This is a genomic window from Acinetobacter rudis (assembly GCF_000829675.1).
GTDB classification, from domain to species: domain Bacteria; phylum Pseudomonadota; class Gammaproteobacteria; order Pseudomonadales; family Moraxellaceae; genus Acinetobacter; species Acinetobacter rudis.
The window spans coordinates 1-26,785 of sequence record NZ_BBRX01000052.1 but is presented as its reverse complement, the minus strand read 5'-3'; the positions used below and the strand labels follow the sequence as shown (position 1 = coordinate 26,785).

The window sequence follows — 26,785 nt, the reverse complement described above, 5'->3', positions numbered from 1 at the left end:
TTTTTAAAGTTTCCTTTGTAATTTGTTCTTGAGCGTTGTTGCATCCAGATATTAAAAACATACATAAGAATAAAACAATTGATTTTTTCATAACAAAACTCTGTGAAATCCAAATTTTATTTGTGTTACACCCAATAACGTACCAATAATATATAAAGTTGTGCGAGTATGTAGGTGGGCTCTATATAAAAATTATTAACGTTTAGGGGATACATCTAAACGCCAATCATCAGAAACAAGTAAAATATCTGATTTTGGGGCTATATATCCCTCTGAAGAGCATAATTTGTAAGCCTGTTTATTCCAAGTTGAACCAAACAGTAAGCGATAAAGCCTTTGACTTATAATATAGGGTCCATTGTTCATAATAGCAGCCTCAGCATGTGCAACATATTGTGCTTTACTAAACACCCCCCAACCAGCAGGGCTGAGTTGCACAATGTCTTCCATATTTTTATAGTGAGCTGCTACTCTTAATTTATAGCCATCACTCATAAGCTCTGCAACTGCTTTTAATGCCCCATTTTTTGAGTTTATTCGCAAATACGTAGCAAAATTTAAATACATTAGCGTATGGAAATATTCGGTATAAATAAGCCCTGGGGTATCCCTTTCAATTTTATTCAGATCAAATTCTAAGCCAAATCGCAAAGCCATGTCATATTCATAAGGCCTCCTCTCTTTAATATGATTCCACCAAATCTGAGGAATACAGAATGTATAAGGAGCTATTGTCTTTACTTTAATAATATTTTCCCAACCACTACAAGCGGTTAGGTAGCCATCATCAGATCGGCATAAATTAACAGATTGCTTTAAGTTTAAATTGATACGTTTGCTAATAGTGTCGTTGGTTGGTGTTTTATCATAATTTGTATTATAAACTAAACGATTTGTATTACCCTGAGATTAATTGCTACTCATAATTCAGTACTTAATTGTTTGATTGAGATAAAGGTGGAAGCGGTTTAGATAGATCAAGAGTAATTAATTCTATAGCTTCAGATGAAAAATCACTTTCGTAAAGAGTCGTCATTCCATTCTGATCTGTATAACCCTGAGTTAATAACCTGCCATCGCTTTTGCTGTAAATTTCATACAGTATGTCTGTGATGGGTTCTGCTGTATCCTCATTAATGACTTGAAATTGGATTTTATGTATTTCTGTTTCATTTTGAACAAAAGCACTTGATAAGGAAGAGTTTATTGGTATTGCAGAGGAATCATTACTAGGTGAGCTCGCAGTGCTCCCAATAAATGTTGAAGATTGCACACCCTCTAAAGTTGCTCCACAAGTGAATTTATCACCCACAATGGCTGCTTTTCTACCAGAAACACTGACAGTTGTATTATTGCGAATTAATGTTGACCAAATTTTACATTTTGGACAAGCAAAGCCATCACCCTCCAAGAGCCATGCCTGTCCATTTGTTGAGGTCTTTGTTTGAGTCGCATTAACAACACCACCGTGAGAAGTTGTTGAACCATCCACACCAACAGGTATCATTTTACTATCCTAATCTCATATTTAATTTTAAAAATCAATATGTTAATATTGTTTCTATATTGATAAATGAGCTGTCAATAGGCTCATTTATTTTGCGAGTATACTATAATTAATCCCATCCCCAAAAATACCAGCTAACTTTTTAGAACCTTGTCCTGATCTACAGCAACTGGAATCAGGGCAGGGAAGTACTTTAATGTTATGGGCCATTGATGTTGTGGTTAAATATAACGAATGTCAGGCGAGGCATGATGTTATTGTGAGTATTTTTGAATAAAAATTAATGAATATGCGTCACTATGAGAAAGTTTTTTCTTGCAAATGTATGTGTATTTCGTAACTTTTACATATCTTGGTAAGTTGCAAAACTCTTTTGCTAATTTGGGCTTAAGGCTCTCATTCAAAATAATTAGTGCGAATATCATTGAAGTGATAGTATAGAAAAAAAGTCCAATTATTATCTTCCAATCAAAATTAAGTGTCAGTGGTTGATCATAGATACTGTTAAGTGCTGGTATGAATAGGGGGAGAAATGCCGACATGGCTAAAATCATGTAAAAAACAAACCCCATAGCGACATTAAACCATATCCTGAATTTACCCATTTTGACTTTGGGCACCAAATCAACACCATTGATAGTTATTTCACTTTTTATTCTATGATATTTTCTTATGGTATTAATTATATCCTGTCTACTCAGGATATACGTAGCTATTTGTGGCGTACATAAGTGACAACCAATTAAGGCTTGTACCTGTGATTGTTCACATAGGCGCTTGTAATTGCCTTGTAATAATGATGTGGAGAAAATATCTTTATCGAACTTAATATACTCTTCATGTTTCTGAATTAGACGTTTTCTTGCCAAATCTTTCATTTCTAGAGAAAAATAAAGTATAGATCTAGCTTTGTATCCAATAAAAAATACACAACAAATAATAATTACTAATGGGGAGGCACTCTCTATAGCAAACTTGAGTAGATCAATGGTTTCATTCATTTATTACTCTCCCCACCCATCAACAACATTACACCAATCTTGAATCATCAATCGTCTTTCATCTAAATACTGTGCGTGGTTATAAGTACCACGTACTGCATTTTTATCTACGTGAGCAAGTTGCAGCTCAATCCAATTAGAATCGAATTTCATTTCATGTAATAGGGTAGAAGCTGTTGCCCTAAAATCATGAGCTGTGAGTGTTTCAAATCCCATACTGCCTAAGGCTCTATTGATCGTTGTCTTGTTCATCACTTTGAACCAAAAGCAGGGAAGATATCTCGTTTAAATGATTTCTCGACTGTGGTTCGATAAGACTCAGATCGTTTATCTTTTCTTGATTCTTACCACTCCAAAGCCACTTCTTTAAACGTAGTTTCTGCAGCAAGTTTGATTTTTTTTTCTTCGATTTTATATTTGGCAGGGTCAATATTTTGACTAGGTAATAGTTTTTGCTCCTCAACCATTTTACGTGCTTGAGCTAAACTAATCATTGGATATTCGCTCAGGCTAAGCATTGAAGCCTTACCTAAAAAACGATATCTAAAACGCCATAGTTTTGCACCTGTCATGGCTGTGTTGCACAAAGCTATTCTTAAAGGCTTCTTCAGTAATATAATTCCAAAATGAACAAGCCTGCATCCAAAATCTATCGCACATTTAGGAGAAGCGTGTGGACCTTATGCAGCTGTTTGTATATAGGGAATCATGATTGTTGGTGCGGTATTAGGGGGGATACTTGGTGATATGGCCAGTGATACATTTGAGGAGGAGACAGCGGAGTTCATAAGATGGAAACTAATATGAATATCGAAGATTTATGGTTTTCTCTATCTGATTTATTTGTTGATAATGAAATTGATTGCAAATTAATCGCGGATCAAATATTAGACTATGATGCTGAAACCATTGAATTTCATCTGTTTTATAATGTCGCACCAGTTTGCTCATTAAATCTTGAGCAAATGATCCCTACTATTTGGGCAGGGTTTAGTAAAGATGAGCTCATTAAAGATATTCAAGTTCGTGGAATTAGTTCAAGAAATCAAATCACATGGAAGAAAAAGTTGGCAGCAAAATTGTATAAGTTTAAGTATAGGAAAGACTGGGAATTGCTAAAGTCATTTTTGAAAGATAAGTAAAAGTATAGCAACTATACTTTTTATAAATTCTACAAGTGTTTGAAATTAAATTATAAAAATATATTTCCATCCAATCCATGATTGGAGTAGTGGCGTTCTTACTGTGACAGGATTTTTGACAGCCTTGAATTCGAATCAATGATATACTATCGAAAATTAAAACATAATATAGGATAGACAACATTTTGTGATATGGGGTGTACTGGAGGATCTGGGACAACGTCTAACTTGGTGACAGAGGTAGCGAAATACGGATCATTGAAGCCTTTAAGTATTCAAAATGATTTTGCTTGTGGTGATATAGAGATCAATTTTAGATTATCTAGGATGTAAAGAAAGTCAGCCAAAGAAAGTTTGAAATTATTTCGCGGGATTATGCAGACGAAAAATATGGTGGCATGAATTTCCCTGCAAATAAGTTTAGATACACCGTGGAACGAGATAGCTTATATACCGATTGGAAAATCACAAATCAGGCATTACTAGAATAAACTAAACCTGCACTGGGCGTTAATACTCAAAGTATAAATTCTGTTAAAATCAAACTACTTGTAGAATTGATTACATACGATGAAAGTATTTAATTTTTCCTTATTGCTATTGATAAGCTCTCACTCAGTGGCCAGTAGCAGCATATTTGACAAGTTAGGTTGTGGTGAAATTGGTAATGAGGCAGGAAAAGCAATTGCTGATTTACATACAAGTCGACAAACAAATGAACTAACTAATATGGTACAAAAACGTGTGGAGGAATCTGCAACTAATGAGGGAAAAAACTTAGCAAGATTTTATTGGATATATCTAATAACTTTCAATAAATCACGAAGTATTTATAAAAAGCAGACTCAAATATTGGTTATCGAAAAAGCAAAGTCAATCGCTATTGAAAATTGTATTCAAAAAAATCATAGGTTTGTTGAATTAAAACCCGCCCGCTGCGGGGCGGTGTTCGGTATGGGATAAAATGTTTTAGAGTTCATGACTCAACATACTTCTCTAACAATTCATCAATCCACCCTTGAGCCACTTCCATATTAGTGATGTCAGCCAGCTTTAAATAAGTACCTTCTGCCTCGTTAAATCCTTCAATAATAGCCTCAAAGATATTTGCTTCACTAATGATCTCGTTTGCCATTTCCGCAGCATCATAGCTTTGCTGGGCTTTTTTAAGCGCAGTGATTTGCTTATCAATTCCTGCACCAATTTTAGCTAATGCCAGTTTAAATTCTTGACGATTAATCGTTAACGCAGTTTTGGATTTATTTAGTGTTGCGATCATTGTGCATTCCTTCTACTTGTGGGGGGGGACTTTATTTAAGGCTTAACCAAAGCTAACTTCAAGCGACCCAAAAATTAATTTCATTGGATAAGCCTCTCATTTGCGGGGGTTTGTTTTATTAAGGTTTATATATTTAATAGCTTATTGAGAAAAATAATACATCAGTGACTTTCTTAGTAGATGTTTTGGGTATTTTGTAAGACAAAATCTATTCACTGAGAATTGGTGGAAAATCCTTATATCGATTATTGTGGTATGGGTGATTGTTGATTTTTATAATAAGAAAAAATCTTAAGTTAATGCGCCTATAGCTTAGTTGGATAGAGCATCCGCCTTCTAAGTAGCTGGTCACAGGTTTGAATTGTGTTAGGTGTCTCATACTTGAGCAACAAGTAGCATTGCAAATCAATTGTTTTATTATAATAAATTATGTGTTTTTGTAATAGATTAGAAATGAAAAAATCTACCATAGGTTGGATTGCTGCTGGGGTATTGGGTTTTGGAGCTATACTGGGTGCTGGTGATGATAAACCTTCTGAATCTAAAATTGCTGGAGTAGTTCCACAAGCCATAAGTAAAAAATTTGTTAATACCGATAAATTAAATGTCAGATCATTCCCAAATGGAAAAATAGTCGATAAAAAAAATAGAGGAGATGAAGTATTAATTTATGAAGTAAAGACAGGGTGGTCGAGAATTAGCAAAACAGAAACACCATCTGAATGGGTAATTTCAAAATCTCTTTGTGAGGGAATTAATTGTTACAAGGTGACCAATCCGATTGAGAAGAGTACTGTCACTACGCAAACTGTAGCCAGCAACTACTCACCACCTAAAGCCAGCAGACAAGAACGAGTGAAATATAATGATAGTGATTGTTCATGTGCTGTTGTTGATTATTGTGTAGGTCCACGAGGTGGCCATTACTGCATCACTAGTGGTGGCAATAAACGCTATAAATCAAGATAGACACATTTGTTTTTCTGCCCACCTTGTATGGGTTTATTTTTGCCTTGAGGGAAGTGGGATGAAAAAAAGAAGTCTTTAAATAAATATAAAGTGATAGTTTAAATTTTAATCTTTCTGAAAAAGACCTAATCATATATTATTGATCTAAATTAATATTTATCGGAAATATGCAATGAAAAAGATAATTTTAATTATCTTGATTAGCCAAGTACTTACAGCTTGTGTGAGCGTAGCTACCCAGCGCTATGAGACACTTAATGATCTAATGCAGTCATGGATCGGATCATCAGAAGAAAAACTTATAAATAAGTGGGGATTGCCAGATAAGAGTTATACATTAACAAATGGAAATAAAATTATTTCTTATGAAAATTTAGTTCATCCAGGGCGTTATTGTGATGAAAAATTCATGCTCGAAAAAGGGATCATAGTAAAGTGGGGACAATCTGGTTGTAATTTAAAATTGAGTAATGCCAAGAAAATATCACAAGATATTCCAATTCCTCAACCTACTCTTTGATAATCTCAAAATAAGAGTAATTTTATTGATTCAAATCTCCTTCGGGAGGTTTTTTTTAATGGGTGAAATTCATTAAAGACATCAATTGGTTATTCGGCTGGTGCGGATACAAAAAGTAAGAGCAAGCTAAGTAATAAGTTAATCATAATGAATTATTAAGAAATTTAAATATTAAATTTTCATAAAAAAATTAAATCTTATTTTACTATAAATTAATTAACTTATTAATTAATTTATGAGAATGAGAAATACTTAAACTTTTTTAAATGATGTAATTCTTTAATAAAATGAAATTTTAATACCAATAGTCTTTGTTGATAATTGTTCTAAGTCATAATGCATATTTATTATGATGAATTCAATCTCTAACCTTATAGCTCAATTTATATCCGTGGGATTGAGCTTTCTTTTAATATGTTAAGTAATTCTAAAATTTCAAAAAAGTGTGACTGTTTGGTAAATAGTTTTTAATAAACATATAGTTGAGTTTAATCTCTCTGTGTTTTAACATAAAACTTAAGTTACATTTGGTGCAGAATTTATGAATAGTTTTTATGATAGATATGGAAATGTACATACTAAGGAAATTTCTAAATTATCAATTCAACCTATTCATAGCAAAGATCTTATGGGTAAAGCATTTGCTGCGAATAAAATATTGAATCTGTATTTTCAGCAAGTGAATAAAGAATTAAAACTATTGCCAGAAAATAACTTGGATCCTGAAATTAAAAAAATGCCAAGAATTGGGTATTTCTATTATATTAATGAGCTGATATATCAAAATAGTAAGTCGTTAGGATTTAATTATCCTTTATACGAGAAACATCTTTCATTTGCGGTTAATACAAAAGAAAAAGTATATAGCCCGATAATGAAGCATATAAACAAGTTGATAGATAAATGCTCTGGTTGATTTAAATAAACATCATATGTTTCTTAAGTTTTCATTGAGTTATTTTTATTTGTTTTATTGTGTGGTAATTAGAATATGAATATTTGTCTTGGCGGCCCTTGGCATGGTAGCAAAGTTTTAAAATGTCCAAGTCGTAAAGGGTGGTTTAGTGTGAAAGAGTCATCTGGAAATATAATTACATATGAAAAAAGAGAAATTAGAATTGGTACTAGAAGCTTCGTGTGTTGGATAGACTCTAGTTTATCTTTTCAACAAACTAATGAGCTAATAGATAAACTCTCCTGCTCATTTAGGTCATAGTTAAAAATTGGACTTTCAAAAATATAAAGTCCTAACCAATAAGAATCGCATCAAAACAAAAAAAGAACTAGACCACTACCTAAGGTGACAGAGTGTTATTTAGAAGAAGAAATTGAACGTACATTGCAAATTCTTAAGATCAAATACGAGAAGAACTTTCAATTTAAATCGACCAAGCATTGGTGTTTTGATTTTCATTTGATTTAAAATTCTATGAGGATGGTAGCTAACACTGGAAGTCAGAGAGAAATTATGAATATCGTTTGCCAATAATGATGTTATTAAGCCACTAAAAATGAACTGAACCCCGCAAGTTGGACACTTTTAGTCTAATTTGAAGGATGCAGTCCATTTCGGTGGTTTTTTATTATTCCATTTGCTATTTTGTAAGCAATTTAGGGGGATTTATGAAAAGAATAATATTAGCGCTGTGCTTATTCGTATTTTGTTTTGGTGCTCTTGCAAAGGTTGAAGATACGGCAGTAAGAGCCCTTCAACCAGGGGATATTTATTGGGTGAAAAAACCTCACATTCAATTAAATAATAACGAATTACAAGGACATGATAGAAGATCCATTGTGTTGACTATTCATGCTAATGAAAGAGGCCTTATCACTTCTGTTGAGGTAGTGAAAAGTAGCGGGCTGGATGAGACCGATAAGAAAGTGATAAGAGCGGTCAAGCAGGCAAGATTAAAACCATATCAAGTAAATGGTGTTTTTTTCCCTGTAGTTGTAAGTACAACATTTCAACTTAACGATTATTAATCCTTATAGTATTAAAAATCCATTGAGGTGGTTTTTCTATTGGAAATTATCTTCATCGGTTTTTCTCCATTATTTTGTTATTTTGTTGGTATTTAGAGATTTTTTATGAAAAGAATATTATGAGTGGTGTGTTTGTCTGTATTTAGTTTTGGTATTGGGGTTAAGGCTGAAGGTGTAGCAAACCTTGACGTAAAAGAGAATGTAAAGTGGGAAAAAAGACCCTACTTTGGTATATCGAATAAAGAGTCAGAGGGATATGATCGCGATTTCTCAATTTATTTTGAGGCAGATGTAAGAGGTGTAATTACTCATGCTGATATATCTAAAAGTAGTGGTTTTCAGGCTATAGATGAAAAAGTAATTCAAATGTTTAAAAAGGCAAGAACAAAGCCTTATGAAATAGATGGAATTACACATCCGATTACGGTTACTCAGCCATTTTCTTATAAGGCTTCCAGAAAAGTTCAATTCGAAACTAAACCTAAGATTATCGTAAAAACATCACTCCTTTTAAATGATGCCAGAACCGTTGGTATTTATTCTGAGGCTGATGAAAATGGAAATATAATAAAGCCAGAGATTTATAAGAGTAGTAGTGTTTCTGAATTGGATGAATATGTTCTTAGTGAGTACAAGAGACAAACCAAATTCAAACCACTCAGTATTAATGGTCAATCTATTCCAATTACAGACTTATCTTGGTTTTATTTCAGTGAGAAGGTAAATTCAAGAAATTAGGTTTACCCGTATTACGCGAATACATATGCTAGCCCAACCACTTCGATGAGTTTTTTATTGGAAAAAATATGAGCGATAGACTATTCGATTATGGATCCGCCTTAGAAGGCAACAGTACATCAACTCAGTTCGCTGTGTTATCTTCTAAGTTCGGTGATGGTTATGAAAAGGGGGCATCTTTCCAGTTTTTCAGCACACATAGTTTTATCTGTATCTTAAATAACAGAGTATCGCTTTAATTGAAGGGATAGTTTGATTTGCTTAGGTTTCTCTGTGAAAAGCTCCTTTACATATACAATGCTCCTTGAACCAGATTTTCATCCTCTAAATCATCTGTACATGATGTCAATTTATTTGATTCAATCATGTATTTCTTTAAAAATTCAATTTGCTGACCATCGAGTAAATACTTACAAATATAGCTGTCATAGGAATACGAAAGCCTATTATTGACAAATAATAAATAATAATTTTCCTTGTCAATTTTAAATAACAATTCAGTATGCTGATACTGATCTGCTACTATGAACAAACAGAAATTATCCCACTTCAAAAATTCAGTTCGATAAGGATGACATTCAAAATATTGAGAAATTTTTTGGCCCTGTGTGAATTGAACTTCTGGTAAATACTCAAACACTCTTCTTATTGAAATTATAGTTACACTAAAACTTCGTTCTGTCCCAAAACTAAGTCCCTCTTTGATCCACTCACCTTGAGCTAATTCAGCCTCAATAACAAAAGATTTTAAAACTTCAGTTGGTCGATCATATAAAGTATTCAGTTCTGAATGTGGAGGGAGCCAAAGCAGATAATATCGCCCATTTTAGTGTGTTGAGCTTCAGAGTCTAGTAGAGAAATTTGGTATCTTTCACCAACTCTAGGTAAGAGCTCATCTAACTTTATGATGGACTTCCAACTTAAATTCCAGTTTGTTCGAGACCAATTTGCAGAAGCAAGTAGTTCAATTTTATTTCTGTTCATTTTGACCATTTATAACCAATTGCTTATCGCAAAATTAACTTTAACTCAAATCCCCTACACACCACTAGCTAGCCAATAAAGGTTCTATCACGGCAAAGACGAGCTGACGAAAAAATGCTATATCAGTCATCTTATCCAACTAATTACTATTTAGAATAGTCTTAATTATATGGTCGCTTGATACTGTGACTAAATACAATGAATGTCTGGTGAAACATGGTGCTATTGTGAAGGTCATCGAATGACGGAAACGCAATTGATGTCGGGCGATTGAGTGAGAGGTGGCCTGAGTGATGAATACCCAGTCTAGTGACTGGGTTTTGTGTAAAATATCTTGCTCTATAAAATAAATTATTCTTTTTCTAGATATATCACTCCAATGTTAACTTTTTCCAATTTTTTGGCATCAGGATTAGGGGAAGGATTTTGTTCTTGATAAAAATTTGTATAATCAAAAATTTTTGATTTATACCCCTCAAATTGAATATAAATTTGACCAGTTCCCATATAAAGTTCTCTCAAGTTTGGTTTGATGAAAAAGTATTTTTCCGTATGTGGGGCTAGATAAAAACCACCGTCCCTATTTGTTGTTATATAGTTTTCCTTGTTATCATTTAAATAAAAAGCGATATACCCAGCAGTATTTTTGATAGGTTTATTATCATCAAGATTATAGATTTTTCCTATTATCTCAGGCTCTATATATGCTATATTTGGGGTGCAGCTTATTAAAAAGAAAGAAAATATCAATGTTAAGATAGTGAGTTTTTTCATTTTTTGAAATTCCAGATATAAATAAGAGCCCAATAACATCTTTTTCATCAGCTACCGATCAACTATAAAAACCTGATATTTTATTTTCTTCTGCGTACTTCCTAACATCTATCTCTCCGGCCCTCGGATATGTTGTTCCTGAATTAGGAGATTGTAGCACAATGCCAGAAGTGCCTTTATGCCCTTTGGAATATACTTGACTACCAAATGTAAGTAATAACTCATGGCCAATTTCATGAGACAATGTATATTTAAAAACCTGATCAGACTTGGATTTATCCCAAAAATCCCACATAAGACCTTTAGAGTAGGAATGAAAAAAGATATAGCCAGTGTTATAATACGTTTTTCGAGAAAACTCCCAATTGCAGCTACGCTTAGATCCCCAGTTGGTTGCATAAATCAAAGACATTCTTAGCAACATTTACAATTAGGGCACAGTGTACATCACCAGCCCGAACAAATAGATTACCTTGTTGTGAGCTACTTACTTGAGTTAATGGGATGATCCCACCATGATCCGTTGGTGCATTATGAATAGCAAAACCTTTAATCATGAACTGCTCCATTTATTTTAAAAACACAAGCATTAAAATCTAATAAATTTATCAATTTAAACATATAGTAAACTTTAAGAAGGACAATCTCCCCACCCATTCACAACATCACACCAATCTTGAATCAATAATCGTCTTTCATCTAAATACTATGTGTGTTTATAAGTAGCATGTACTGCTTTTAGTAAATTTTAAGAAGGGCGATCTCCCCATTCATCAACAACATCACACCAATCTTGAATCATTAATCGTCTTTAGTCTAAATACTGTGCGTGGTTATAAGTACCACGTACTGCATTTTTGTCTAGTTGAGCTACTTGCAGCTCAATCCAATTAGAATCTAACTTCATTTCATGTAATCGGGTAGAAGCAGTTGCTCTAAAATCATGAGCTGTGAGTGTTTCAAATTCCATACTGTCTAAAGCTCTGTTAATCATTGTCTTGTTCATGACTTTGGGCTTATTGAATATAGAACATACATATTCATCATTAGACTGGATTTTTTGATTTTCCAATATTTTGAGCAGTTAGGTACTGAGTGGTACTAGATGAGTCCGATTCATCTTAATATTACGTTCACCTTGATCCATCTGGTCTTTGGATGCTGGTGGAATGGTAATGAGCTTTTCTTCAAAGTTTACCCACTCCCGTTTTAGACAGCACACTTCAACAGATCTCATCATCGAGTAGAGTAGGAATCGAATCGCATTCTTAACCATCTCAGTACTGCGACTATTATCTAGTGCACTATTAAAACGTTCTTTCTCAGCATTGGTCATGGGTCTCGCAGTTTGCTTGAGCGGTCTTTCTACTGTTTGGCCAAGTGAAACTGCAGGGTTACTTTCACAGCGCAAATTGGCAATCGCATAAATAAATACTTAATTAATAATCTGCCTATTCTGAATTGCTGTAGATTCACTGGTACCATGATTCATTTGCTTAGAAACACGTTTAAGCGTGTTCTTTTGTATCTTAAGTACATCGTATGGTTTAACCGATTTAATATCCTTTGAACCAAAAGCAGAGAAGATATCCCTTTTAAATGACTTCTCGACTGTGGTTCGATAAGACTCCGATCGTTTATCTTTTCTCGATTCGTACCACTCCAAAGCCACTTCCTTAAACGTGGGGTTTCAGCTGCTAGTTTGATTTTTTCTTTTTCTTCGACTTTATATTTGGCAGGATCAATATTTTGACTGAGTAATAGTTTTTACTCTTCAACCATTTTTTCCTAAATGGGGCGATGCATGTTATATCAACTTGGGATACCTTTTCTCTAGAGTTATGTAATTCAATGATTATTACATGAAGAAAAAATAGTTGGGTTTGCCTGTAAGCTTATTATCGCGTGGGAAATCTTCAGTAAAGGGCATATTCAAGACGATGAATGTGAGTGTCGATCCTGCTGATGTAACATGGGTATTATTGTTAAGAAGAGTTGAAAGTTGGATTAAAAATATTATTAAATGTGATTAATTTATCTAAATATTAAAAAAATGAAGAGTATATTGCTATTTAATCTGCTTATTTTTTCCTTACCAGCATGCGCCCTAGAAGATCCAACTAGATATAGGCAGTGTTTTGATTCGACAGCAAATACTTTAAAATCATGCGTAGTTTCATATGGCACAAGTATTCATGGTAAATATCTTGAGCTAAATTTTAGAGATAAGACCTACTATATAAAGCAATCTACAAACTGTAATAAAGGCCATTGTCATTTTGTAATGGGTAAGGATTTACACTCTTTGATAGAGGCAAAAAAATATTTTTTAGATTATACATTTAAGGTCGTCAGTAATAATTCAAATGAAAAAGCTTGGACATGCTTTAAACAAGTTAAGGGCCAAGAAAATCTCTGTTTAAAGTCTAATTAAAAAAAACCACTCTATTGGGTTTTTTTAATGGATGGAAGTTATGTCTTGGAAAAATCCACCAACAAATTTTACATTAGAAATCATTAAGCATAGTGAATAACTACTTCATAAGACAGCAGCTGAAACATTGTAGGGTAAAGTTAACGGCCATCCTGTTGATACAGGTGCTTTTCGTGGTAATCATCGAGTTTCGCTTAATGAGGTTGATACTGCTTTTGATAATGAAAAGGTGAAAATTCACTATAGATCAACTATATGCTGTACTATTTGAGTAATTTTATAAATTATTTGTAAGTACAAGGTTATTATTAATATGTTAAAGAAACTGTGTTTTATGGCTATTATACCTGCATTTGTGGCCTTAACAGGTTGCTCGCAAATGGCAATTGATACCATTTCTGATGTTACTTATGCGCTTACTGGAGTACCAGGAGCTAAACATAAAAATGCGCAAGCTCGTGATTTTCAAGGTGGTGAAACTGATGGTCAACGGAGACTAAGAGAAAGACAAGAACAGTTTGGGAAGAAAAGAACACAATGGTATGGCAAGTCAATTGATGACCTCATTGAATCTTGGGGTAGTCCTTGGGGAATACATCAAAGAACAGATGGTGGTAGACAATACACATGGAAGTATTTGCAGTACATGAACAATGGAGCGAACCACACCACATGTGTAGATAACTTTATCACTGACAAGAAAGGTATTATTACAAAATGGACATCTCAGGGATGTTGGGACCATATTTAAATCTGATATATCTATATTTTATAAATAAAAGTTCAGAAGTGAGTTGTAGAAAGTAGCAAAGTCTCTGATCACTAAGACAAAATCTAAAGTCGAACTCTTGTACCCACCTGAACTGCCCCCATAAGTTGTCTCTAACTTATGTGGGGTATACTTCACTCGGGTGGTTTTTTATTTCTCCTTTTGCTATTTTGTGAGCACTTTAGGGGATTTACGATGAAAAAAGCTATTTGTATATTAGTCTTAATCGGTGTGAGTACGAGTGTACAAGCAGAATATGTCCATGATCCAATCTGCCCATTGGTAGAAGATGCTGCAATGATGGTTATGGCTGAACGTCAAGATGGAACTCCAGAGAGTAAGTTTCGAAACTCTCTAGATGAGACGCTCAGAAAATACAGTAACATTTATAGCCCTATGTTCATCAAAACACTCAAAGAGTCAATTTACCCTTTGATAGATGCTGCATACATAGTTCCAGTTCGTGATGACGAAAAAGATAAGATTGAGGAAATTAAAAAATTTGGTCTTTATGGTTATGAGACATGTATTGAAGAACTAAGTTTAGAAATTGACGAGTGATATTTTACAAAGATATTTGAGGGGGTATTTATGAAAAGAATCATATGTGGGATATTTTTAACGTTGGGCATGACTATGGAATCTTTTGCAAAGGATTTTGACTTTATCTGTGGGGATTTCGGTGCACTGTCTAGTTTGGTTATGGAAGCACGACAAGAGGGTGTTGATAAGAATGACTTTATGCAATATTTGATGACTAAATTTTCAGAGGATACTTTTGAAAATCACATGTTGCTTCGTTATTCAAAAGATATGATGGATATTGCATATGAGATACCAGTCGCAAAATCTAAAGATTCCAAATCTAAAGTAGTGACAACTTTTACAGCCGATATGAATAAACTTTGTAGCAATAATATGGAAAAGCTTTTTAAAATAAAATAATTGAAAACTAAACTTATCGCCGTGGATTTAATTGATTTGAAATGATAAATTTGCGAAAAATAATTTGGTTTTTGGAATGAAAAAGTTAGTTTTATTGGCAACAATATGCATCACTGGGATAGTATATGCACATGAATTCCCTGATGCTAAAGGACTATGTGCTGATGTTGTTGACGACAAATTACAAACAGCACAAAAATGTGTAATTTCATCAGGTGGTGGTGCTGGAGGTATGTATACAATTCTTCAGTATGGAAAGTCCAAAGTACATATTGAAGAGTCAACTATGTGTCCTGAGTATGATACAAAGGGCTGTGATATAGGCGTATCAAAAAATGATAAAATTTTAGGGAAAGGTAATAGTGAAAGTTATTATTTAAGAGATTATAAAACAGGGAAAATTACAAAGAGCGATAAAGGTAATTGGACTTGTGTCAAAACATCTAATAATAAAATTAATACCTGTTATGTAATAAAGTAAGAGTTTTAATTTAGCAGTAACTACAACACAACCCACCCATCTCGGTGGGTTTCTTATTGAAAAAAATATGAGCAATAGACTATTCGATTATGAATCCGACTTAGAATGCAACAATGGATCAACTCAGTTCGCCGTGTTGTCTTCCACGTTCGATAACAGTTATGAACAGCATATAAGTATTAGGATGAACAACAAGAAATGTCAATGATCATATAGCCGAACAGCCTATGCAGCTGAAGTTTCTGTAGTAGCAATTGAATTAAAAGCAACATTAACTGGTGGTGCGACAAGTGCTGCTGGTTTTTTTATGGGAATTAATTGGATTGGTGTCGGTATTGCCGTACTTGGTCTACTGATTAATTTTTATTTTTCGTAGCAATGAGATCGTCTTGAACGTATGAAACAGATTGATGCGGAATGTAATGTCAAGTGAGCAAGTTAAAACGCATTTATCGTTCTCTGTATTACTTTTTATCCAATTTTTACTGCTAAGCCTATTTTTAAAATATTCCCAAAGAGAAAAAAGATCTGGTGAATATCCTTTTGAGTGATGTTATTGGCTGGTTTTGCGGCGTAATTAGTTTTTATTTTGCTGGTTCAGATCAATAGCATAGAAAGAACATTAAATGAAATTCATCTTTAATTTTTTAGGGACTATTTCAGATGTCAAGCTGACTCAAAAATAGGTCGAAATTGTAGATAAACTGATTACTTTTGATCAACAAGCTGTGGGTGAAATGCTTAGTATCTCTAATCAAATGACGACATCAAACTCAGTTGTGAATTTAATCTGTAGTTTTGAAGATCTTTGTTTAAACGCCTACGATGATGGTATTAGTTTTTGGACGATTGGTTTTTGTATCACAGTTTACTCTAATGGCTAGAAGGTTAAAAAAGGAGATAACTGTTCTGAGTTACAAGCAAAATAGCATATACAAAATGAAATAAATTGGTAGCTCATCTGGAAATACAGATACTGGATCGCAATTGCGGTCCTAACTTCTATCTGTCTAGGGCGGCTGTTGGCTTATATCAATGATTTAGGTAGCAAGCTGATTATGGCCAAGCTTAAATACAAAAGGGAAATGACTATTTCACAAGCATCAAAAGAAAAGGCCAAAATCGAAGCTGCAGCTAAAGAAAAACAATGCGCTGAACAAATGTTAAAAGCGAAGCAAAATTACAATGTTAAATTAAACAAGTCATGGCTGAAGCTGCTAACGCTCAGTCCGATGCTGATCATCTGTCAAAGCAACTCGATAAAGCTAAAAGCCGTATGCCCATAGCTCCCCGCGAGACCATCATTAAATACATCAATACCAGCTTAGACTTACTGAAAAAGTGCATCGCTGAATATCGAACGATGGCTGAAACGGCTGATGGATGCGTAGTTAATGTTGGGCGATTGAGTAAGGGTGGCCTGAGTAGTTGATATTATCTTTATAAGGGCTTTGAAACTTTGTTTAAAATATGTTCGTGGAATTATGTAAAAGAATAAAAAAAGCCTTATTCACATGAATAAAGCTTTTAATGATAATTTAACTGGTTGATTTAAAATAATTAAGTTTATTTAGGGTAATGTGCACTACATTCATTTTAGAAAATTTAGATTAGAGCAATTCCAAATTTAATAATTTATAGTATAACTTAGCGCAAATGTTCTCCCTTCAGCAGGAATCGCTAATAATGAGTTAGCATTAGTTACTGCTGCTTGTTGAGCAAAAACAGTTTTATATTGATTACCCCATAGATTATAGACACCAAAGTCCATACGGCCTTTCGCTACTGGAAAATGTGCTAATACATCCATGGTCATATAACCTTTAATTTCGGCCGCGCTGTTACTATCACTGTATCCAGTTGCTTTAAACTCAAGGTCATCTTTATAAGCTTTGTCAGTTCCTTTGATCGCAAGCATTTGTGCTCTTACACCATAGCCATCTTCATTATTCCATTCCGCAAACAATGTGCCTTTCATGGGTGAAACTACAAAAGCATTAAGCTCATGCCAATTATTGGCTGCATCCTTATACTGGCCTCTTGTATAACCCAAAGTTCCACCCACCTTATAATTTTCCATGAATGGGTAACTTATTGTTGCTTCTGCACCATAAACTCGCTGATCTGTGTCGACAATATTTACAGATCGATCCGAGTTAAATTGAACAACTTTATCCGAGTTATTATAAAAACCTGTTAAGCCCAAATTTAAACCTGTATCTTGATTTAAGCGCCAGCCTAGTTCATAGCTATTCACTGTAATTGGAGCGATACCAGACGTGGTTAAAGTATATGCTGCTACATCACGTAATACACGTTGTACATCTGGATAACTGTAGCCTTGTGAAAAGTTGGCATAGATTTGCTGAGTATCAGTGAGTTTATATACAGTACCTAGGTTAAACAAAAACTTATCTGAATTTGTAGAGTCAGCAGCCATTAATGTATAAGGTTTACGCGCTGTCAAATAGCTTTCAGTATCCGCCTGTACGTATTGATAACGTACACCCGCTTGAATATTTAGGCGATCCGTTAAAGCATAGTCACCTTGCAAAAATGCCCCAATATTCTGAATTTCAGTATCAGGCCCTGAACCTTGAATTTCACCTGTTGGTATATAAACAAGGCCATTATTACTTGGTGTATAAAAGTCAGCCCATTGCTGATCTTTTTCCCAATCATAGTCCAACCCATAAGTTAGTTTTAAATCACGATCCGCTACCACAAGATCAGACATTAAAGTTGAACGAATTCCAGTGTAATCCACATTTGATTGACTTTGCTTTACACTAACACCGTCAGCTGAGTAACCATAAGGTACGAAGCGTGACTTCTCCTTGCGATAGTAAGCTTCCACATTCAGGACTTGATCTAAGAAATCCTGATTCTGGTACTGTGTATTAAAAGCATAACGTTCAGTAAATGGCTGATTATTTAGACTCCATCCTTTAACCGCTTTGTAAGATGGATCTGTTTTTTTGAGTAAATAGGAATAATCCGGTCCATATTTTGTATCTTGTTCATCTTTATAGTACTGAGCACCAAAACTAATAGTTTGATTATCAGTTAAATTAAAGTTTAAACGACCATTCACATCAATGGTGTCGGTATCCATTGTGCTGCCTTGCCAAGGGCTTAATGAAATACGATCCCCATTGCCATCAAATTGAGAGCCTCTATTGGTATAGTCTATACCAAGAAAACCATCGAGTTTATCATTTGCAAATGAAGCTGTTTGGCCAACTTGATAAACAAGGCCATCACCTCGGAATTTATCAGCCGATGTCACACCTAGTTTGGTTTGAAAGCTAACGGGCTCAGTTTTATCAGCACGTTTAGTAATAATATTAATAATTCCACCTGTCGCACCTGATCCATAGATACTCGTTGCGCCTGAAACGACCTCAATGTGATCAATCATATTTGGGCTAATACTATTCAACTGCCGTGCTACATCACGTGAACCAGTTTGTGATACGCCATCAATCATTATTAGTACATTACGTCCACGCATTGTTTGACCATAATTACTACTCGTTCCACTACTTGGTGCTAAAGATGGAACTAATTGCGCCAAAACATCTGCAACTTTACGACCAGGACCAGCTTGTAGCTTAATTTCATCAGCGGAAATGGTTTGAACAGTTCCTGCAATTTCAGAAATACTCTTCGGTGTCCGTGTTGCTGTCATCACAATAGTAGGAAGTTTAACTTCAGTATTTTGTGTAGTAGAGTCATTTATTGTTGTGTCGTCAGCATAAAGCTGGGTACAAATAGCTACTGTAAGCAGACAAAGACTAAAGTGTGATAAACGCATATTATTCCATTACAAATAAAATATTATTGAGAATGATAATTACTAATAATATTGATGTAAACGGTTATATCAGTTATTTATTACTCTCTATTTGACATAATTGTACTTATGCATAATGCATGTTTAAGCTCAAAATAGAAATGTCCGGTTTCTCCTAGTTGGAGATGCTATCTAATCTACTTGTACCCTGTCCTGATCTTAGGTAATTACAATTAGGACAGGGCAGTGCTTTAATGTTGTGGACTATTGATGTCTTGGTAAATACATTAAGTTTTAGGCAATACATAGTAATATTGTTAGAGCCTACAGGTGGGGAAGGGGCTATTTAATAAATTACAATGCTCGTCTGATCAAGGCTAAATAACCTTCTAAGAAAATTTTTTCCTTCGTTTCTTGATACTTTATTTTCACACGAAAAACCATTTACTACTTTTTGTATGACAAAAGGCTTTTTTGTTGTATCAGTACACATTAAAGGCATGAGCTGTGAATACTGTAGTTAAATAATGAGAATATCAGGTGAAATATGTGTGGTGTGAAGGCTCTCAATTGAGAGCTAGATGAATTATGGATGTGGAGCTAGTGTAGGATGATTGAGTGATGGTTTGTTTGAGTAATTTAAATTATGTTCATAAAAAAATTAAATTTAGTCGACACCTATGAAAAAGAAGCTATGACAAATCAGTCATAGCTTCTTTTTCATAAACTAATATATTGAGTTAATATATATTGTGTTGATTTAAATAAGGTGTAATTAACAATGAGTTAGCAATAAATAAAATCAAAGTTAATTAAGATTGTTAAATTTTAAAATGACTTGACCATCGGTATTTAAAAATTTAAGTTCGTTTTTAGAAGAGTCATAATGTGTTACTTGAGTTAAGGCTTGAGAATATTTTTGAGGAATATCAGTTGCATTTAAGCAAGCTTGTGCAGATGAAGCGAAGTTAGAAAATTTAATCTCAGTACCTTTAACTGCATATCCGCCACCAAATCGATTACAGCCATCTGAACCACTTACACTTACATTATCAAACTGAATGGATGGAACGTCTGACTGTGCTGAATTTGTTGCGATTTTTGTACCATAAATTTCACTAAGAACCCAGTTTTTTCCTTGTAATTCATTTAAATTTCGCTCAGTAGATGGATTTGACATAGTCGCACAACCAACCATTGTGAGAGTTAAAACAGAACAGCTCGAAGTAAGAATAGTTTTTAACATATAATATCTCTGCTATTGTTGGTTAATAAAATTATACTTATTAAGTATATATATTTATTTTTTAGATATTATGATCTTAACTTAAAAATACAAAAAACAAGTATAAGAAAACATTAAGATAAATTACAGGAAAAGTACAGTACTATTATGGGGCCGCTCGAAAGAGTATCTTGAAAAGTATTATTCTTAATTACAAAGTTCAAATACTTCTCAGGGGATGCATTAATTATTCCAATAGTCAAAAACATGAAAAGGACTATAAGAAATTTTATCAGATGTTAATAAGTGTCTAGCATGAGGATCCATGATTAAATCTACAATGAAAACCCGAATATAAAGTCAATACCTTTGTTGTGATGCGGTCCTTTGGGTGGAACCAATCCTTACCTCTTATAGCATCATACTAAAACTGTCTAAGGGCTTACCTGTATGATGAATGCCCTTTCTACTGACCTGATTTTAAGATGATTTTGAATTAAAATTGTGGCAACTATTTATAAACCCTTAATTATCTTTTTGATTTCTTGAACATAAACTGACTTTTATTAATACAAAAGCCTAATGTTTTGACGATATTTGCTATCTTAACTATCAGTAAATAGTATGCATGATTATCTAGAATTTTCTTATCTTTATATTTAGTTATAACCAGTCTATTCGCATCTCGCTAATCTATTTCTTTTAAAATTATTTTATAGCTTAGTCCATTAGATTGAAATTCCTCCAAGCTATTTATTTTATAATAAATAATATTAAAATCTTTATTTGGGAAATCAAAAGTCTAGCTGTGAGATTCAATGGTTGGGATAATTTTTTATTTTTTTTAAATAGGGAGTAACCAGATAGTAATGCACTAAAACATATTAATATTACTGAGGGTAGAATAATATTTTTACGTACCATGATTATCACCTTAAGCCAAAGCTTCATCTTATTACAGAATAGATTTTGAAAATGTCATATATCGGCTGTGACAATGGCAAAATCTGAATCCAGTTTTTCTTAATCGCTACCTCTGTGAAGATGACAACATGATCCCCAAAGTCTACGCATGATTATTCCATTCGATGTATCCCGATCGAGCGCAGCATACAATAGTCAAGGGTCAACACTGAAATCTGAGTTGTTTGGGTAGCATTAGATTAGTCTAACTTGGTTCTTATTCGGTGATTTACCTATTTGGTGAGAGATATGTCACGTTTAATTTTTTTACGCTGAATTACTTCTATCGAAAGTTTATTCTTCGGTTAAAAACAATGGATACCTCAAAAAATTATCAATTTATTAATGGCTTGAGCGCTCAGGTAGCTGAGGAAAAACTTAAAACTGTGCCCGCTTTTAGTTGATCACTACATACATACTCGATTAAATAATTTATCAAAATTTCGTAATAGATATGGTAATTAGCAAGACGATACAATTAATTAAATTGGTTAAATGAATTTAAAGTTAAAATAAAGTGGTTTTTTATGATGACGAATGTTCAAGGAGTATTTATACAATGTTCAATAAGATAATTGCAGTGACACTTATGCTATTCTCGAGCGGTACATTTGCTGCCATCGGTATTCATGAAGATGGAAGAAAAATGAAACTCACTGGAGTGGTTACTGAAGTTATTTCAACAGCACCAGATGTAGAACCTAGTTTTAAAGCTCATTATCTTAAATTAGATAAACCAATAAAGTTTGAGGACGAGGGTGCTTGTGGCGTGATTACGCAGGAGAGAATGGCACTAAATGAGATTGGATTAAGTAAATATCAAGGCAAAAGAGTAAGTGTTGAGGGAAGTGTATTTTGTCAGCAGGAATACACAGGCCAATATCATATAGAAGACATTAAAATTACGCCTCTAAAATAATCGGATGTAGGGCCCAAAGGAAGATCAGAAGGTAATAATTATGAGAAATATACTCCTAATTCTATTAGGGCTCTTGAGTTCTTTTTCAGCTTATGCTCAATGTCAAACAGGCAATGTATATACTGACATTGCTTGTTATGAATAGAAATTAAAAGAAGATAAACAAGAACTAAACAAAATATATAATGGTTTTTATGCATCTTTGGATGAAGAAGGGAAAACTACTTTAAATGAATCACAAAAAGCATGGATAGTTTATCGCGAAAAAGAGTGCAATGGATTGATGGCCTACTTTGCTCCGGAGTCTCAGGGTGGAGGTCCATATTTAATGACATTAAGTTGTACGGTCACTAAAACAACGGAGCGAATTAAAGAATCTATAGAATAGTGTTGCTTGCCCAGATAACTATTTAATTAAAAAATATACTTTGGTGTAGATGGGGAAGTATTTATATTTTTAATTCCTCTTACTATCTTTAGTAAGTATTTTATTGATAAGATGGCTAGAAGAGGCAGGTTTTGAGTTGCTTTTATAGACATATTAAGATCTTCGAATTTTAAGGATAATTTATAAAATTAATACTTATTTTAAGGAAACGTTTCAGAAAAAGTTGTATTGCTTATAGGTGGGTTGATCCTAGCCATTTAATCAAACAATGTTTCCCTCTAAATTCTCATAATATTGTTGCTCAAAGGCCTCAGGACTTACCCAGCCATTTGCTGAGTGACGTCGTTTCCGATTGTACTAAATCTCAATATATTCAAACAAAGTTGTTTGAGCTTCTTTTCGGGTTAAATAAACACTGCCATTACAATATTGACTGCCTTGATCTGAATGCACCATGACACCTTTTGGATAACCTTGGCGTGCCATTGAATAATTAAATGTATCGCAAACTAATTGGCGGTCAATGCGGTGGCTCGTTTGCCAACTAACGACTCTACGGCTAAATAAATCGAGCATTACGCATAGATATAGCCACTCTTGCTGAGTACGAATATAGGTTATATCTGTCGTCCAGATCGTATTCGGCTTGAGTACTGTGAACTGCAGATTCAATAAATTGGGTGCAGCAGGTAAGCTATGTTTAGAATCACTGGCGCACTTGAATTTACGTGAAATTTTACTAAGTAAACCCATATATTGAAGCTACGGCCTGCAGTACGTTCACTCATTTTATAACCTAAATCACGCATATCATGTACCAGAGATGGTGCGCCACAACGAGCTCGATGAGTCTAATAAAGCGACTTTAAATCGGCTAGCTTGGCTTAGGTTTGAATAATACGTTTCGACCAAGCGTAATAACCTGAACGGCTTACACCAAGTTGTATACAAGCTGATTTTAAGTTAACTTTCGCAGTAACCATTTTCTGAATTACTGTGTACTTTTCTTGGCATCCTTGAGTAGAAAGTACACATGCGCCTTTTTTAGAATATCATTGGCTTCTTTGAGCTTTCTAATTTCTTTTTCAAGTTCAAGGATCTTTTGCTGTTCGGAACTTAATTGGCGTTTACTAGAACCAGTTTCACTGGTTTGCCGCATCCATTTATCAAGTGTTGAATATCCAACGCCTAAGTCTTTGGCAATAGCAGCCAAAGGTTCATGTGATCTAGCTAAAGTATGTTCAACAGCTTGTTATTTGAATTCAGGACTAAAGCGTTTAGTCATTATATATCTCCAAAGATTAAAACTAAGCTATCTTTAGAGGGAATACATGTACACTATTTTGACTAGGATCAGGTTATACTACATGCATTATTGGTACTACTTTGATTGAAGACTATAACAAAGAAATAAATGAATTGAGAGTTGGTACATGAGTTGCTAACTTCATACTAAAGTTAGGGGTTTTAATGTGAAAATGGTATTTTTCATCGCTGTCTTGCGCAGTATACGGTTCTTGGGAGTCCCTAAAAATAAAGATTAATTATAGTACACATACAGATTTGATGAATACTATAATCAAAAATAATCATATGAATTTAGTTATAACATGAACTACTTAAGGTATTTGAGGTGTACTTGAAGCTTTGCCCACTTTTGGTTGACCACTGTATTTTCTTACTTAATTTAAAATTAGTTTATTAACTATATTTATTGATATACAATGTTTTTATTTGTTGAATTCAATTAGATAAATTTAATTTAATTAAAAAATTTCTTAAGATATTTTTAATGGGGAATAAGTATGTTTTTAAAAAATAAACTAACAATTGTACTGCTGACTACTTTACTGTTAACAGCTTGTAATGATGATAGCTCAGAAGAGACAAGCAATGCTGATCTACAGGAACCAAAAGTATTTGAACAATGGACAAGTTTCCGTATTACTGAAAAATCAACTGATAGTGGGATGGATGATAGTAGTTTAGTAACAATTATGGCAGGAACAAAATCAACTCTGACCATTGATGATAATAATCTTTTCGAAAATAAAGAACTATTTAATCTGGAAGAAAAGAAACAAAAATTGACTCCTAATTATGCCACCACTACAGGTCTCTTTGGTAGTAACCAAAAACATCAGCAATATGGTGATCATTTAGGAAAAATTGATATATCTAAAACTAATCAATGGGTTATATTGCCAACATTATTGAATGGGAATGGAAAATTCATCCGAAAAATAAATTATAAGGTTTTAGATATAACTGGGAAAAATGTATTAGATACACTAGACCCAGATTTATCTGTTAGGTTCAATGGGATACCTGCTTTTAGCCCTATATATAGCAGTGTTGCTACTGAACTATATAAAAAAATGTATATAAACAAATTTCCAGAAGGTTCAAAGTGTATCCAGATAGCATCAATTGAGCAAAATAGTGATGTATTAATTTTGGAAAAATATTCAGAACCTAACGATAGTCCTTATGATCAAAATACAATAAAAACTTGGTGGGAAAATAAAAAAATAGAAGGTGAAAAAATTTCCATTTTTAATAGTGTAGAAGCATTTATTTCAGATTACTCGAGTTCAGGTGCAGCAAAATTCAATAATACATATTATTGGGCTAAACAAAGTTCAAAAGGAGAGTTTTTCTCATTTGCTACATATGTAACAAATAATAAAGAAGCTCTTGATGATGAGGCAGATTTGTCAGAGTCAGGAGAAAAATATTCAGATATTTATGAAGTATTATCTAAGAATTCATGTCATTATTTTAACCCAGAAGCTGCTAATTTTATTAGTGAATTAGTTAAGCTAAAAATATCAACATAAATAGTAATTTTTAATTATGAAAATTATTGTTGCTTTGTCCTAAATATGTTGATGATATTTTATTTAAAGCTGAGTTAAATAATTAACTTGGCTTTTAGGGGGTATTTGATATACTAATTTTATACCAAAATTTGTATGAAGTTTATAATTATTAAAAACCTCTATCGAATCTCCACTAACTTGATAGTAATCTTATGTACTATTTGAAATTATTCTAAGGTATTCTTTGTCAAGTTTTCTTTAATACTTTCAACTATAAAATTTCATGTGAGGAGCACAGTATACAAGATTGATACTAGATATTTTGGTTTCGAACAAAACTCGATGATAATAAATGGGCAACATCTTTCAAATAACTCTATCTTAGAATTATAACCACTGCTTTATGCGAGATAAATATACCTTAGTAAAGTCCTTGCGTTGGTTTGCCTAGCCTAAATATATTGTAAATTTAAAGTTTCATCTCACGGATTGGATAAACACGTGCATTTTATGGGGTTTAATTAAGTAATTTTTACTAGTCACTAACACTGTTTGTAGTGATTTGAACGTATATTTGCATTGTTTCAACATTGATAAGTGGATACGCTTTTTACTATGAACCGCGATAATCAGATTAATTTTTCTTCAGTATCCAATTGTCTCAAAATATTAAACCAGTGGAGTCGATAGGTAGATGAAGTCAATCATTGTTTTTTGAGCGTGAATTAAAATATCAATGTACTTTTGTCATATAAAAATAATCGAATAATCTGATGTTATCAATTCTAAACTATAAAGTGTATTTTTTTTAGATGCAAACTAAGTGATGAATTACACAGGTAGTAATCATGTATAAATATAATCGGAATATGGATTTAATTATAAATTTGCATGATGTGATTGTATTCGAACATTAGTTTTGACTTGAGCATACCTGTTTATTAGGAAGGAATTCAATTATTGTGTACCACGATCAAGCCAATGTAGTTGTTATCGATGGTTTATTAGCTGACCAATATATTGTAAGTGCAGACATATACATTTAATAGTTATATTGCTGAATAAGTTGTTAAGGGTAATTTTGTGAGAAAATTTTATACTATGAAATTTAACTTTATAAATATTATTTAAGTTGTTAGTTGATTA

Annotated in this window: 25 protein-coding genes and 5 pseudogenes; 16 read left to right on the top strand and 14 right to left on the bottom strand. The window is 33.4% G+C overall.

Translation table 11 applies throughout. The features are described from left to right. Positions 1 to 195: 195 nt before the first annotated feature. From Aru01_RS18795 to Aru01_RS18960, 4 genes and pseudogenes are all read right to left on the bottom strand, one after another. Positions 196 to 657, bottom strand: coding sequence for a hypothetical protein (locus Aru01_RS18795; RefSeq protein WP_016655806.1), 462 nt, complete (start codon positions 655 to 657; stop codon positions 196 to 198). Positions 658 to 934: 277 nt separating this feature from the next. Next, positions 935 to 1,507: a PAAR domain-containing protein gene (locus Aru01_RS13300; protein WP_016655807.1), complete on the bottom strand. Its 573-nt coding sequence runs from the start codon at positions 1,505 to 1,507 to the stop codon at positions 935 to 937. 254 nt (positions 1,508 to 1,761) lie between these two features. Beyond that, complete coding sequence (locus tag Aru01_RS13295; RefSeq protein ID WP_016655808.1) at positions 1,762 to 2,508, bottom strand: hypothetical protein; 747 nt, start codon at positions 2,506 to 2,508, stop codon at positions 1,762 to 1,764. A 3-nt stretch (positions 2,509 to 2,511) separates the two neighbouring features. Further along, positions 2,512 to 3,128: pseudogene (locus tag Aru01_RS18960) on the bottom strand (tyrosine-type recombinase/integrase). Positions 3,129 to 3,311: 183 nt separating this feature from the next. Between Aru01_RS18960 and Aru01_RS13285 the strand changes: the two are divergent. Both Aru01_RS13285 and Aru01_RS13280 read left to right on the top strand, forming a co-directional pair. Next, the gene (locus Aru01_RS13285) at positions 3,312 to 3,650 is read left to right on the top strand and encodes a DUF7079 family protein (protein ID WP_051145770.1); all 339 of its coding nucleotides are present in this window, start codon (positions 3,312 to 3,314) and stop codon (positions 3,648 to 3,650) included. A gap of 570 nt (positions 3,651 to 4,220) precedes the next feature. Beyond that, positions 4,221 to 4,613, top strand: a complete 393-nt coding sequence (locus Aru01_RS13280) for a hypothetical protein (RefSeq protein WP_016655813.1) — start codon at positions 4,221 to 4,223, stop codon at positions 4,611 to 4,613. 13 nt (positions 4,614 to 4,626) lie between these two features. Here the strand turns inward: Aru01_RS13280 and Aru01_RS13275 are convergent, their stop codons facing one another. Then, entirely contained in the window at positions 4,627 to 4,929 is a 303-nt protein-coding gene (locus Aru01_RS13275; RefSeq protein ID WP_016655814.1) for a hypothetical protein, read from the bottom strand. 453 nt (positions 4,930 to 5,382) lie between these two features. On the opposite strand from Aru01_RS13275, the gene Aru01_RS13270 reads away from it, so the two are divergent. The 6 genes and pseudogenes from Aru01_RS13270 (at position 5,383) to Aru01_RS13250 (ending at position 9,139) form a co-directional block, all read left to right on the top strand. Further along, complete coding sequence (locus tag Aru01_RS13270) at positions 5,383 to 5,898, top strand: SH3 domain-containing protein (protein ID WP_016655815.1); 516 nt, start codon at positions 5,383 to 5,385, stop codon at positions 5,896 to 5,898. Between the two features lie 172 nt (positions 5,899 to 6,070). Then, positions 6,071 to 6,418: a hypothetical protein gene (locus Aru01_RS13265; RefSeq protein ID WP_016655816.1), complete on the top strand. Its 348-nt coding sequence runs from the start codon at positions 6,071 to 6,073 to the stop codon at positions 6,416 to 6,418. A 541-nt stretch (positions 6,419 to 6,959) separates the two neighbouring features. Then, positions 6,960 to 7,334 carry a hypothetical protein gene (locus Aru01_RS13260; RefSeq protein WP_016655817.1) on the top strand — a complete coding sequence of 125 codons (375 nt, stop codon included), beginning with the start codon at positions 6,960 to 6,962 and terminating at the stop codon, positions 7,332 to 7,334. Between the two features lie 307 nt (positions 7,335 to 7,641). Then, positions 7,642 to 7,838: pseudogene (locus Aru01_RS18690) on the top strand (hypothetical protein); the annotation flags it as partial. A gap of 203 nt (positions 7,839 to 8,041) precedes the next feature. Then, positions 8,042 to 8,401, top strand: a complete 360-nt coding sequence (locus Aru01_RS13255; RefSeq protein WP_016655818.1) for an energy transducer TonB — start codon at positions 8,042 to 8,044, stop codon at positions 8,399 to 8,401. Positions 8,402 to 8,533: 132 nt separating this feature from the next. Then, positions 8,534 to 9,139 (top strand): TonB family protein, encoded by a 606-nt coding sequence (locus Aru01_RS13250; protein ID WP_016655819.1) that lies wholly within the window; start codon positions 8,534 to 8,536, stop codon positions 9,137 to 9,139. Between the two features lie 1,335 nt (positions 9,140 to 10,474). Here Aru01_RS13250 and Aru01_RS13245 read toward each other — a convergent pair. The 6 genes and pseudogenes from Aru01_RS13245 to Aru01_RS13225 form a co-directional block, all read right to left on the bottom strand. After that, positions 10,475 to 10,897 carry a hypothetical protein gene (locus tag Aru01_RS13245; RefSeq protein WP_155757942.1) on the bottom strand — a complete coding sequence of 141 codons (423 nt, stop codon included), beginning with the start codon at positions 10,895 to 10,897 and terminating at the stop codon, positions 10,475 to 10,477. 58 nt (positions 10,898 to 10,955) lie between these two features. After that, positions 10,956 to 11,309 carry a hypothetical protein gene (locus Aru01_RS13240; RefSeq protein WP_081407240.1) on the bottom strand — a complete coding sequence of 118 codons (354 nt, stop codon included), beginning with the start codon at positions 11,307 to 11,309 and terminating at the stop codon, positions 10,956 to 10,958. Positions 11,310 to 11,317: 8 nt separating this feature from the next. Beyond that, a pseudogene (locus tag Aru01_RS13235) lies at positions 11,318 to 11,454 on the bottom strand (PAAR domain-containing protein); the annotation flags it as partial. Between the two features lie 254 nt (positions 11,455 to 11,708). Continuing rightward, the gene (locus Aru01_RS18540; RefSeq protein ID WP_174435138.1) at positions 11,709 to 11,903 is read right to left on the bottom strand and encodes a hypothetical protein; all 195 of its coding nucleotides are present in this window, start codon (positions 11,901 to 11,903) and stop codon (positions 11,709 to 11,711) included. A 78-nt stretch (positions 11,904 to 11,981) separates the two neighbouring features. After that, on the bottom strand, positions 11,982 to 12,233 hold the full coding sequence (locus tag Aru01_RS18535) for a tyrosine-type recombinase/integrase (protein ID WP_174435139.1): 252 nt from the start codon (positions 12,231 to 12,233) through the stop codon (positions 11,982 to 11,984). Positions 12,234 to 12,332: 99 nt separating this feature from the next. Continuing rightward, complete coding sequence (locus tag Aru01_RS13225) at positions 12,333 to 12,563, bottom strand: phage integrase central domain-containing protein (RefSeq protein ID WP_040331110.1); 231 nt, start codon at positions 12,561 to 12,563, stop codon at positions 12,333 to 12,335. Between the two features lie 1,102 nt (positions 12,564 to 13,665). Between Aru01_RS13225 and Aru01_RS13220 the strand changes: the two genes are divergently transcribed. The 5 genes from Aru01_RS13220 (at position 13,666) to Aru01_RS18685 (ending at position 16,958) form a co-directional block, all read left to right on the top strand. Next, the gene (locus Aru01_RS13220; protein WP_155757943.1) at positions 13,666 to 14,082 is read left to right on the top strand and encodes a hypothetical protein; all 417 of its coding nucleotides are present in this window, start codon (positions 13,666 to 13,668) and stop codon (positions 14,080 to 14,082) included. Positions 14,083 to 14,295: 213 nt separating this feature from the next. Next, positions 14,296 to 14,661 carry a hypothetical protein gene (locus Aru01_RS13215; RefSeq protein ID WP_016655828.1) on the top strand — a complete coding sequence of 122 codons (366 nt, stop codon included), beginning with the start codon at positions 14,296 to 14,298 and terminating at the stop codon, positions 14,659 to 14,661. 30 nt (positions 14,662 to 14,691) lie between these two features. Further along, positions 14,692 to 15,045, top strand: a complete 354-nt coding sequence (locus Aru01_RS13210) for a hypothetical protein (RefSeq protein WP_016655829.1) — start codon at positions 14,692 to 14,694, stop codon at positions 15,043 to 15,045. Between the two features lie 76 nt (positions 15,046 to 15,121). Beyond that, a complete protein-coding gene (locus tag Aru01_RS13205; protein ID WP_016655830.1) occupies positions 15,122 to 15,526 on the top strand; it encodes a hypothetical protein in 405 nt (134 codons plus the stop codon). A 1,204-nt stretch (positions 15,527 to 16,730) separates the two neighbouring features. Then, positions 16,731 to 16,958: a hypothetical protein gene (locus tag Aru01_RS18685; RefSeq protein ID WP_016655831.1), complete on the top strand. Its 228-nt coding sequence runs from the start codon at positions 16,731 to 16,733 to the stop codon at positions 16,956 to 16,958. Positions 16,959 to 17,153: 195 nt separating this feature from the next. Here Aru01_RS18685 and Aru01_RS13195 read toward each other — a convergent pair whose 3' ends face one another. Together Aru01_RS13195 and Aru01_RS13190 are read right to left on the bottom strand one after the other, a co-directional pair. Continuing rightward, complete coding sequence (locus Aru01_RS13195) at positions 17,154 to 19,343, bottom strand: TonB-dependent receptor (protein ID WP_016655832.1); 2,190 nt, start codon at positions 19,341 to 19,343, stop codon at positions 17,154 to 17,156. A gap of 787 nt (positions 19,344 to 20,130) precedes the next feature. After that, positions 20,131 to 20,568 carry an META domain-containing protein gene (locus Aru01_RS13190; protein ID WP_016655833.1) on the bottom strand — a complete coding sequence of 146 codons (438 nt, stop codon included), beginning with the start codon at positions 20,566 to 20,568 and terminating at the stop codon, positions 20,131 to 20,133. A gap of 1,501 nt (positions 20,569 to 22,069) precedes the next feature. On the opposite strand from Aru01_RS13190, the gene Aru01_RS13185 reads away from it, so the two are divergent. Together Aru01_RS13185 and Aru01_RS18680 are read left to right on the top strand one after the other, a co-directional pair. Further along, entirely contained in the window at positions 22,070 to 22,429 is a 360-nt protein-coding gene (locus tag Aru01_RS13185) for a hypothetical protein (RefSeq protein ID WP_016655834.1), read from the top strand. Positions 22,430 to 22,592: 163 nt separating this feature from the next. Continuing rightward, positions 22,593 to 22,817, top strand: a pseudogene (locus tag Aru01_RS18680) (lysozyme inhibitor LprI family protein); the annotation flags it as partial. A 261-nt stretch (positions 22,818 to 23,078) separates the two neighbouring features. On the opposite strand, the pseudogene Aru01_RS13175 reads toward Aru01_RS18680, so the two are convergent. Further along, positions 23,079 to 24,102, bottom strand: a pseudogene (locus Aru01_RS13175) (IS3 family transposase). Between the two features lie 520 nt (positions 24,103 to 24,622). On the opposite strand from Aru01_RS13175, the gene Aru01_RS13170 reads away from it, so the two are divergent. After that, positions 24,623 to 25,657, top strand: a complete 1,035-nt coding sequence (locus Aru01_RS13170; protein ID WP_016655836.1) for a hypothetical protein — start codon at positions 24,623 to 24,625, stop codon at positions 25,655 to 25,657. Positions 25,658 to 26,785: the final 1,128 nt, after the last annotated feature.

Excerpts from the sequence above, each read along its gene's own strand:
- Aru01_RS18795 (WP_016655806.1), bottom strand. The coding sequence starts at position 657 with ATGGCTTTGCGATTTGGCTTAGAATTTGATCTGAATAAAATTGAAAGG.
- Aru01_RS13300 (WP_016655807.1), bottom strand. The coding sequence starts at position 1,507 with ATGATACCTGTTGGTGTGGATGGTTCAACAACTTCTCACGGTGGTGTT.
- Aru01_RS13295 (WP_016655808.1), bottom strand. The coding sequence starts at position 2,508 with ATGAATGAAACCATTGATCTACTCAAGTTTGCTATAGAGAGTGCCTCC.
- Aru01_RS13285 (WP_051145770.1), top strand. The coding sequence starts at position 3,312 with ATGAATATCGAAGATTTATGGTTTTCTCTATCTGATTTATTTGTTGAT.
- Aru01_RS13280 (WP_016655813.1), top strand. The coding sequence starts at position 4,221 with ATGAAAGTATTTAATTTTTCCTTATTGCTATTGATAAGCTCTCACTCA.
- Aru01_RS13275 (WP_016655814.1), bottom strand. The coding sequence starts at position 4,929 with ATGATCGCAACACTAAATAAATCCAAAACTGCGTTAACGATTAATCGT.
- Aru01_RS13270 (WP_016655815.1), top strand. The coding sequence starts at position 5,383 with ATGAAAAAATCTACCATAGGTTGGATTGCTGCTGGGGTATTGGGTTTT.
- Aru01_RS13265 (WP_016655816.1), top strand. The coding sequence starts at position 6,071 with ATGAAAAAGATAATTTTAATTATCTTGATTAGCCAAGTACTTACAGCT.
- Aru01_RS13260 (WP_016655817.1), top strand. The coding sequence starts at position 6,960 with ATGAATAGTTTTTATGATAGATATGGAAATGTACATACTAAGGAAATT.
- Aru01_RS13255 (WP_016655818.1), top strand. The coding sequence starts at position 8,042 with ATGAAAAGAATAATATTAGCGCTGTGCTTATTCGTATTTTGTTTTGGT.
- Aru01_RS13245 (WP_155757942.1), bottom strand. The coding sequence starts at position 10,897 with ATGAAAAAACTCACTATCTTAACATTGATATTTTCTTTCTTTTTAATA.
- Aru01_RS13240 (WP_081407240.1), bottom strand. The coding sequence starts at position 11,309 with ATGTCTTTGATTTATGCAACCAACTGGGGATCTAAGCGTAGCTGCAAT.
- Aru01_RS18540 (WP_174435138.1), bottom strand. The coding sequence starts at position 11,903 with ATGAACAAGACAATGATTAACAGAGCTTTAGACAGTATGGAATTTGAA.
- Aru01_RS18535 (WP_174435139.1), bottom strand. The coding sequence starts at position 12,233 with ATGACCAATGCTGAGAAAGAACGTTTTAATAGTGCACTAGATAATAGT.
- Aru01_RS13220 (WP_155757943.1), top strand. The coding sequence starts at position 13,666 with ATGGCTATTATACCTGCATTTGTGGCCTTAACAGGTTGCTCGCAAATG.
- Aru01_RS13215 (WP_016655828.1), top strand. The coding sequence starts at position 14,296 with ATGAAAAAAGCTATTTGTATATTAGTCTTAATCGGTGTGAGTACGAGT.
- Aru01_RS13210 (WP_016655829.1), top strand. The coding sequence starts at position 14,692 with ATGAAAAGAATCATATGTGGGATATTTTTAACGTTGGGCATGACTATG.
- Aru01_RS13205 (WP_016655830.1), top strand. The coding sequence starts at position 15,122 with ATGAAAAAGTTAGTTTTATTGGCAACAATATGCATCACTGGGATAGTA.
- Aru01_RS18685 (WP_016655831.1), top strand. The coding sequence starts at position 16,731 with ATGGCTGAAGCTGCTAACGCTCAGTCCGATGCTGATCATCTGTCAAAG.
- Aru01_RS13195 (WP_016655832.1), bottom strand. The coding sequence starts at position 19,343 with ATGCGTTTATCACACTTTAGTCTTTGTCTGCTTACAGTAGCTATTTGT.
- Aru01_RS13190 (WP_016655833.1), bottom strand. The coding sequence starts at position 20,568 with ATGTTAAAAACTATTCTTACTTCGAGCTGTTCTGTTTTAACTCTCACA.
- Aru01_RS13185 (WP_016655834.1), top strand. The coding sequence starts at position 22,070 with ATGTTCAATAAGATAATTGCAGTGACACTTATGCTATTCTCGAGCGGT.
- Aru01_RS13170 (WP_016655836.1), top strand. The coding sequence starts at position 24,623 with ATGTTTTTAAAAAATAAACTAACAATTGTACTGCTGACTACTTTACTG.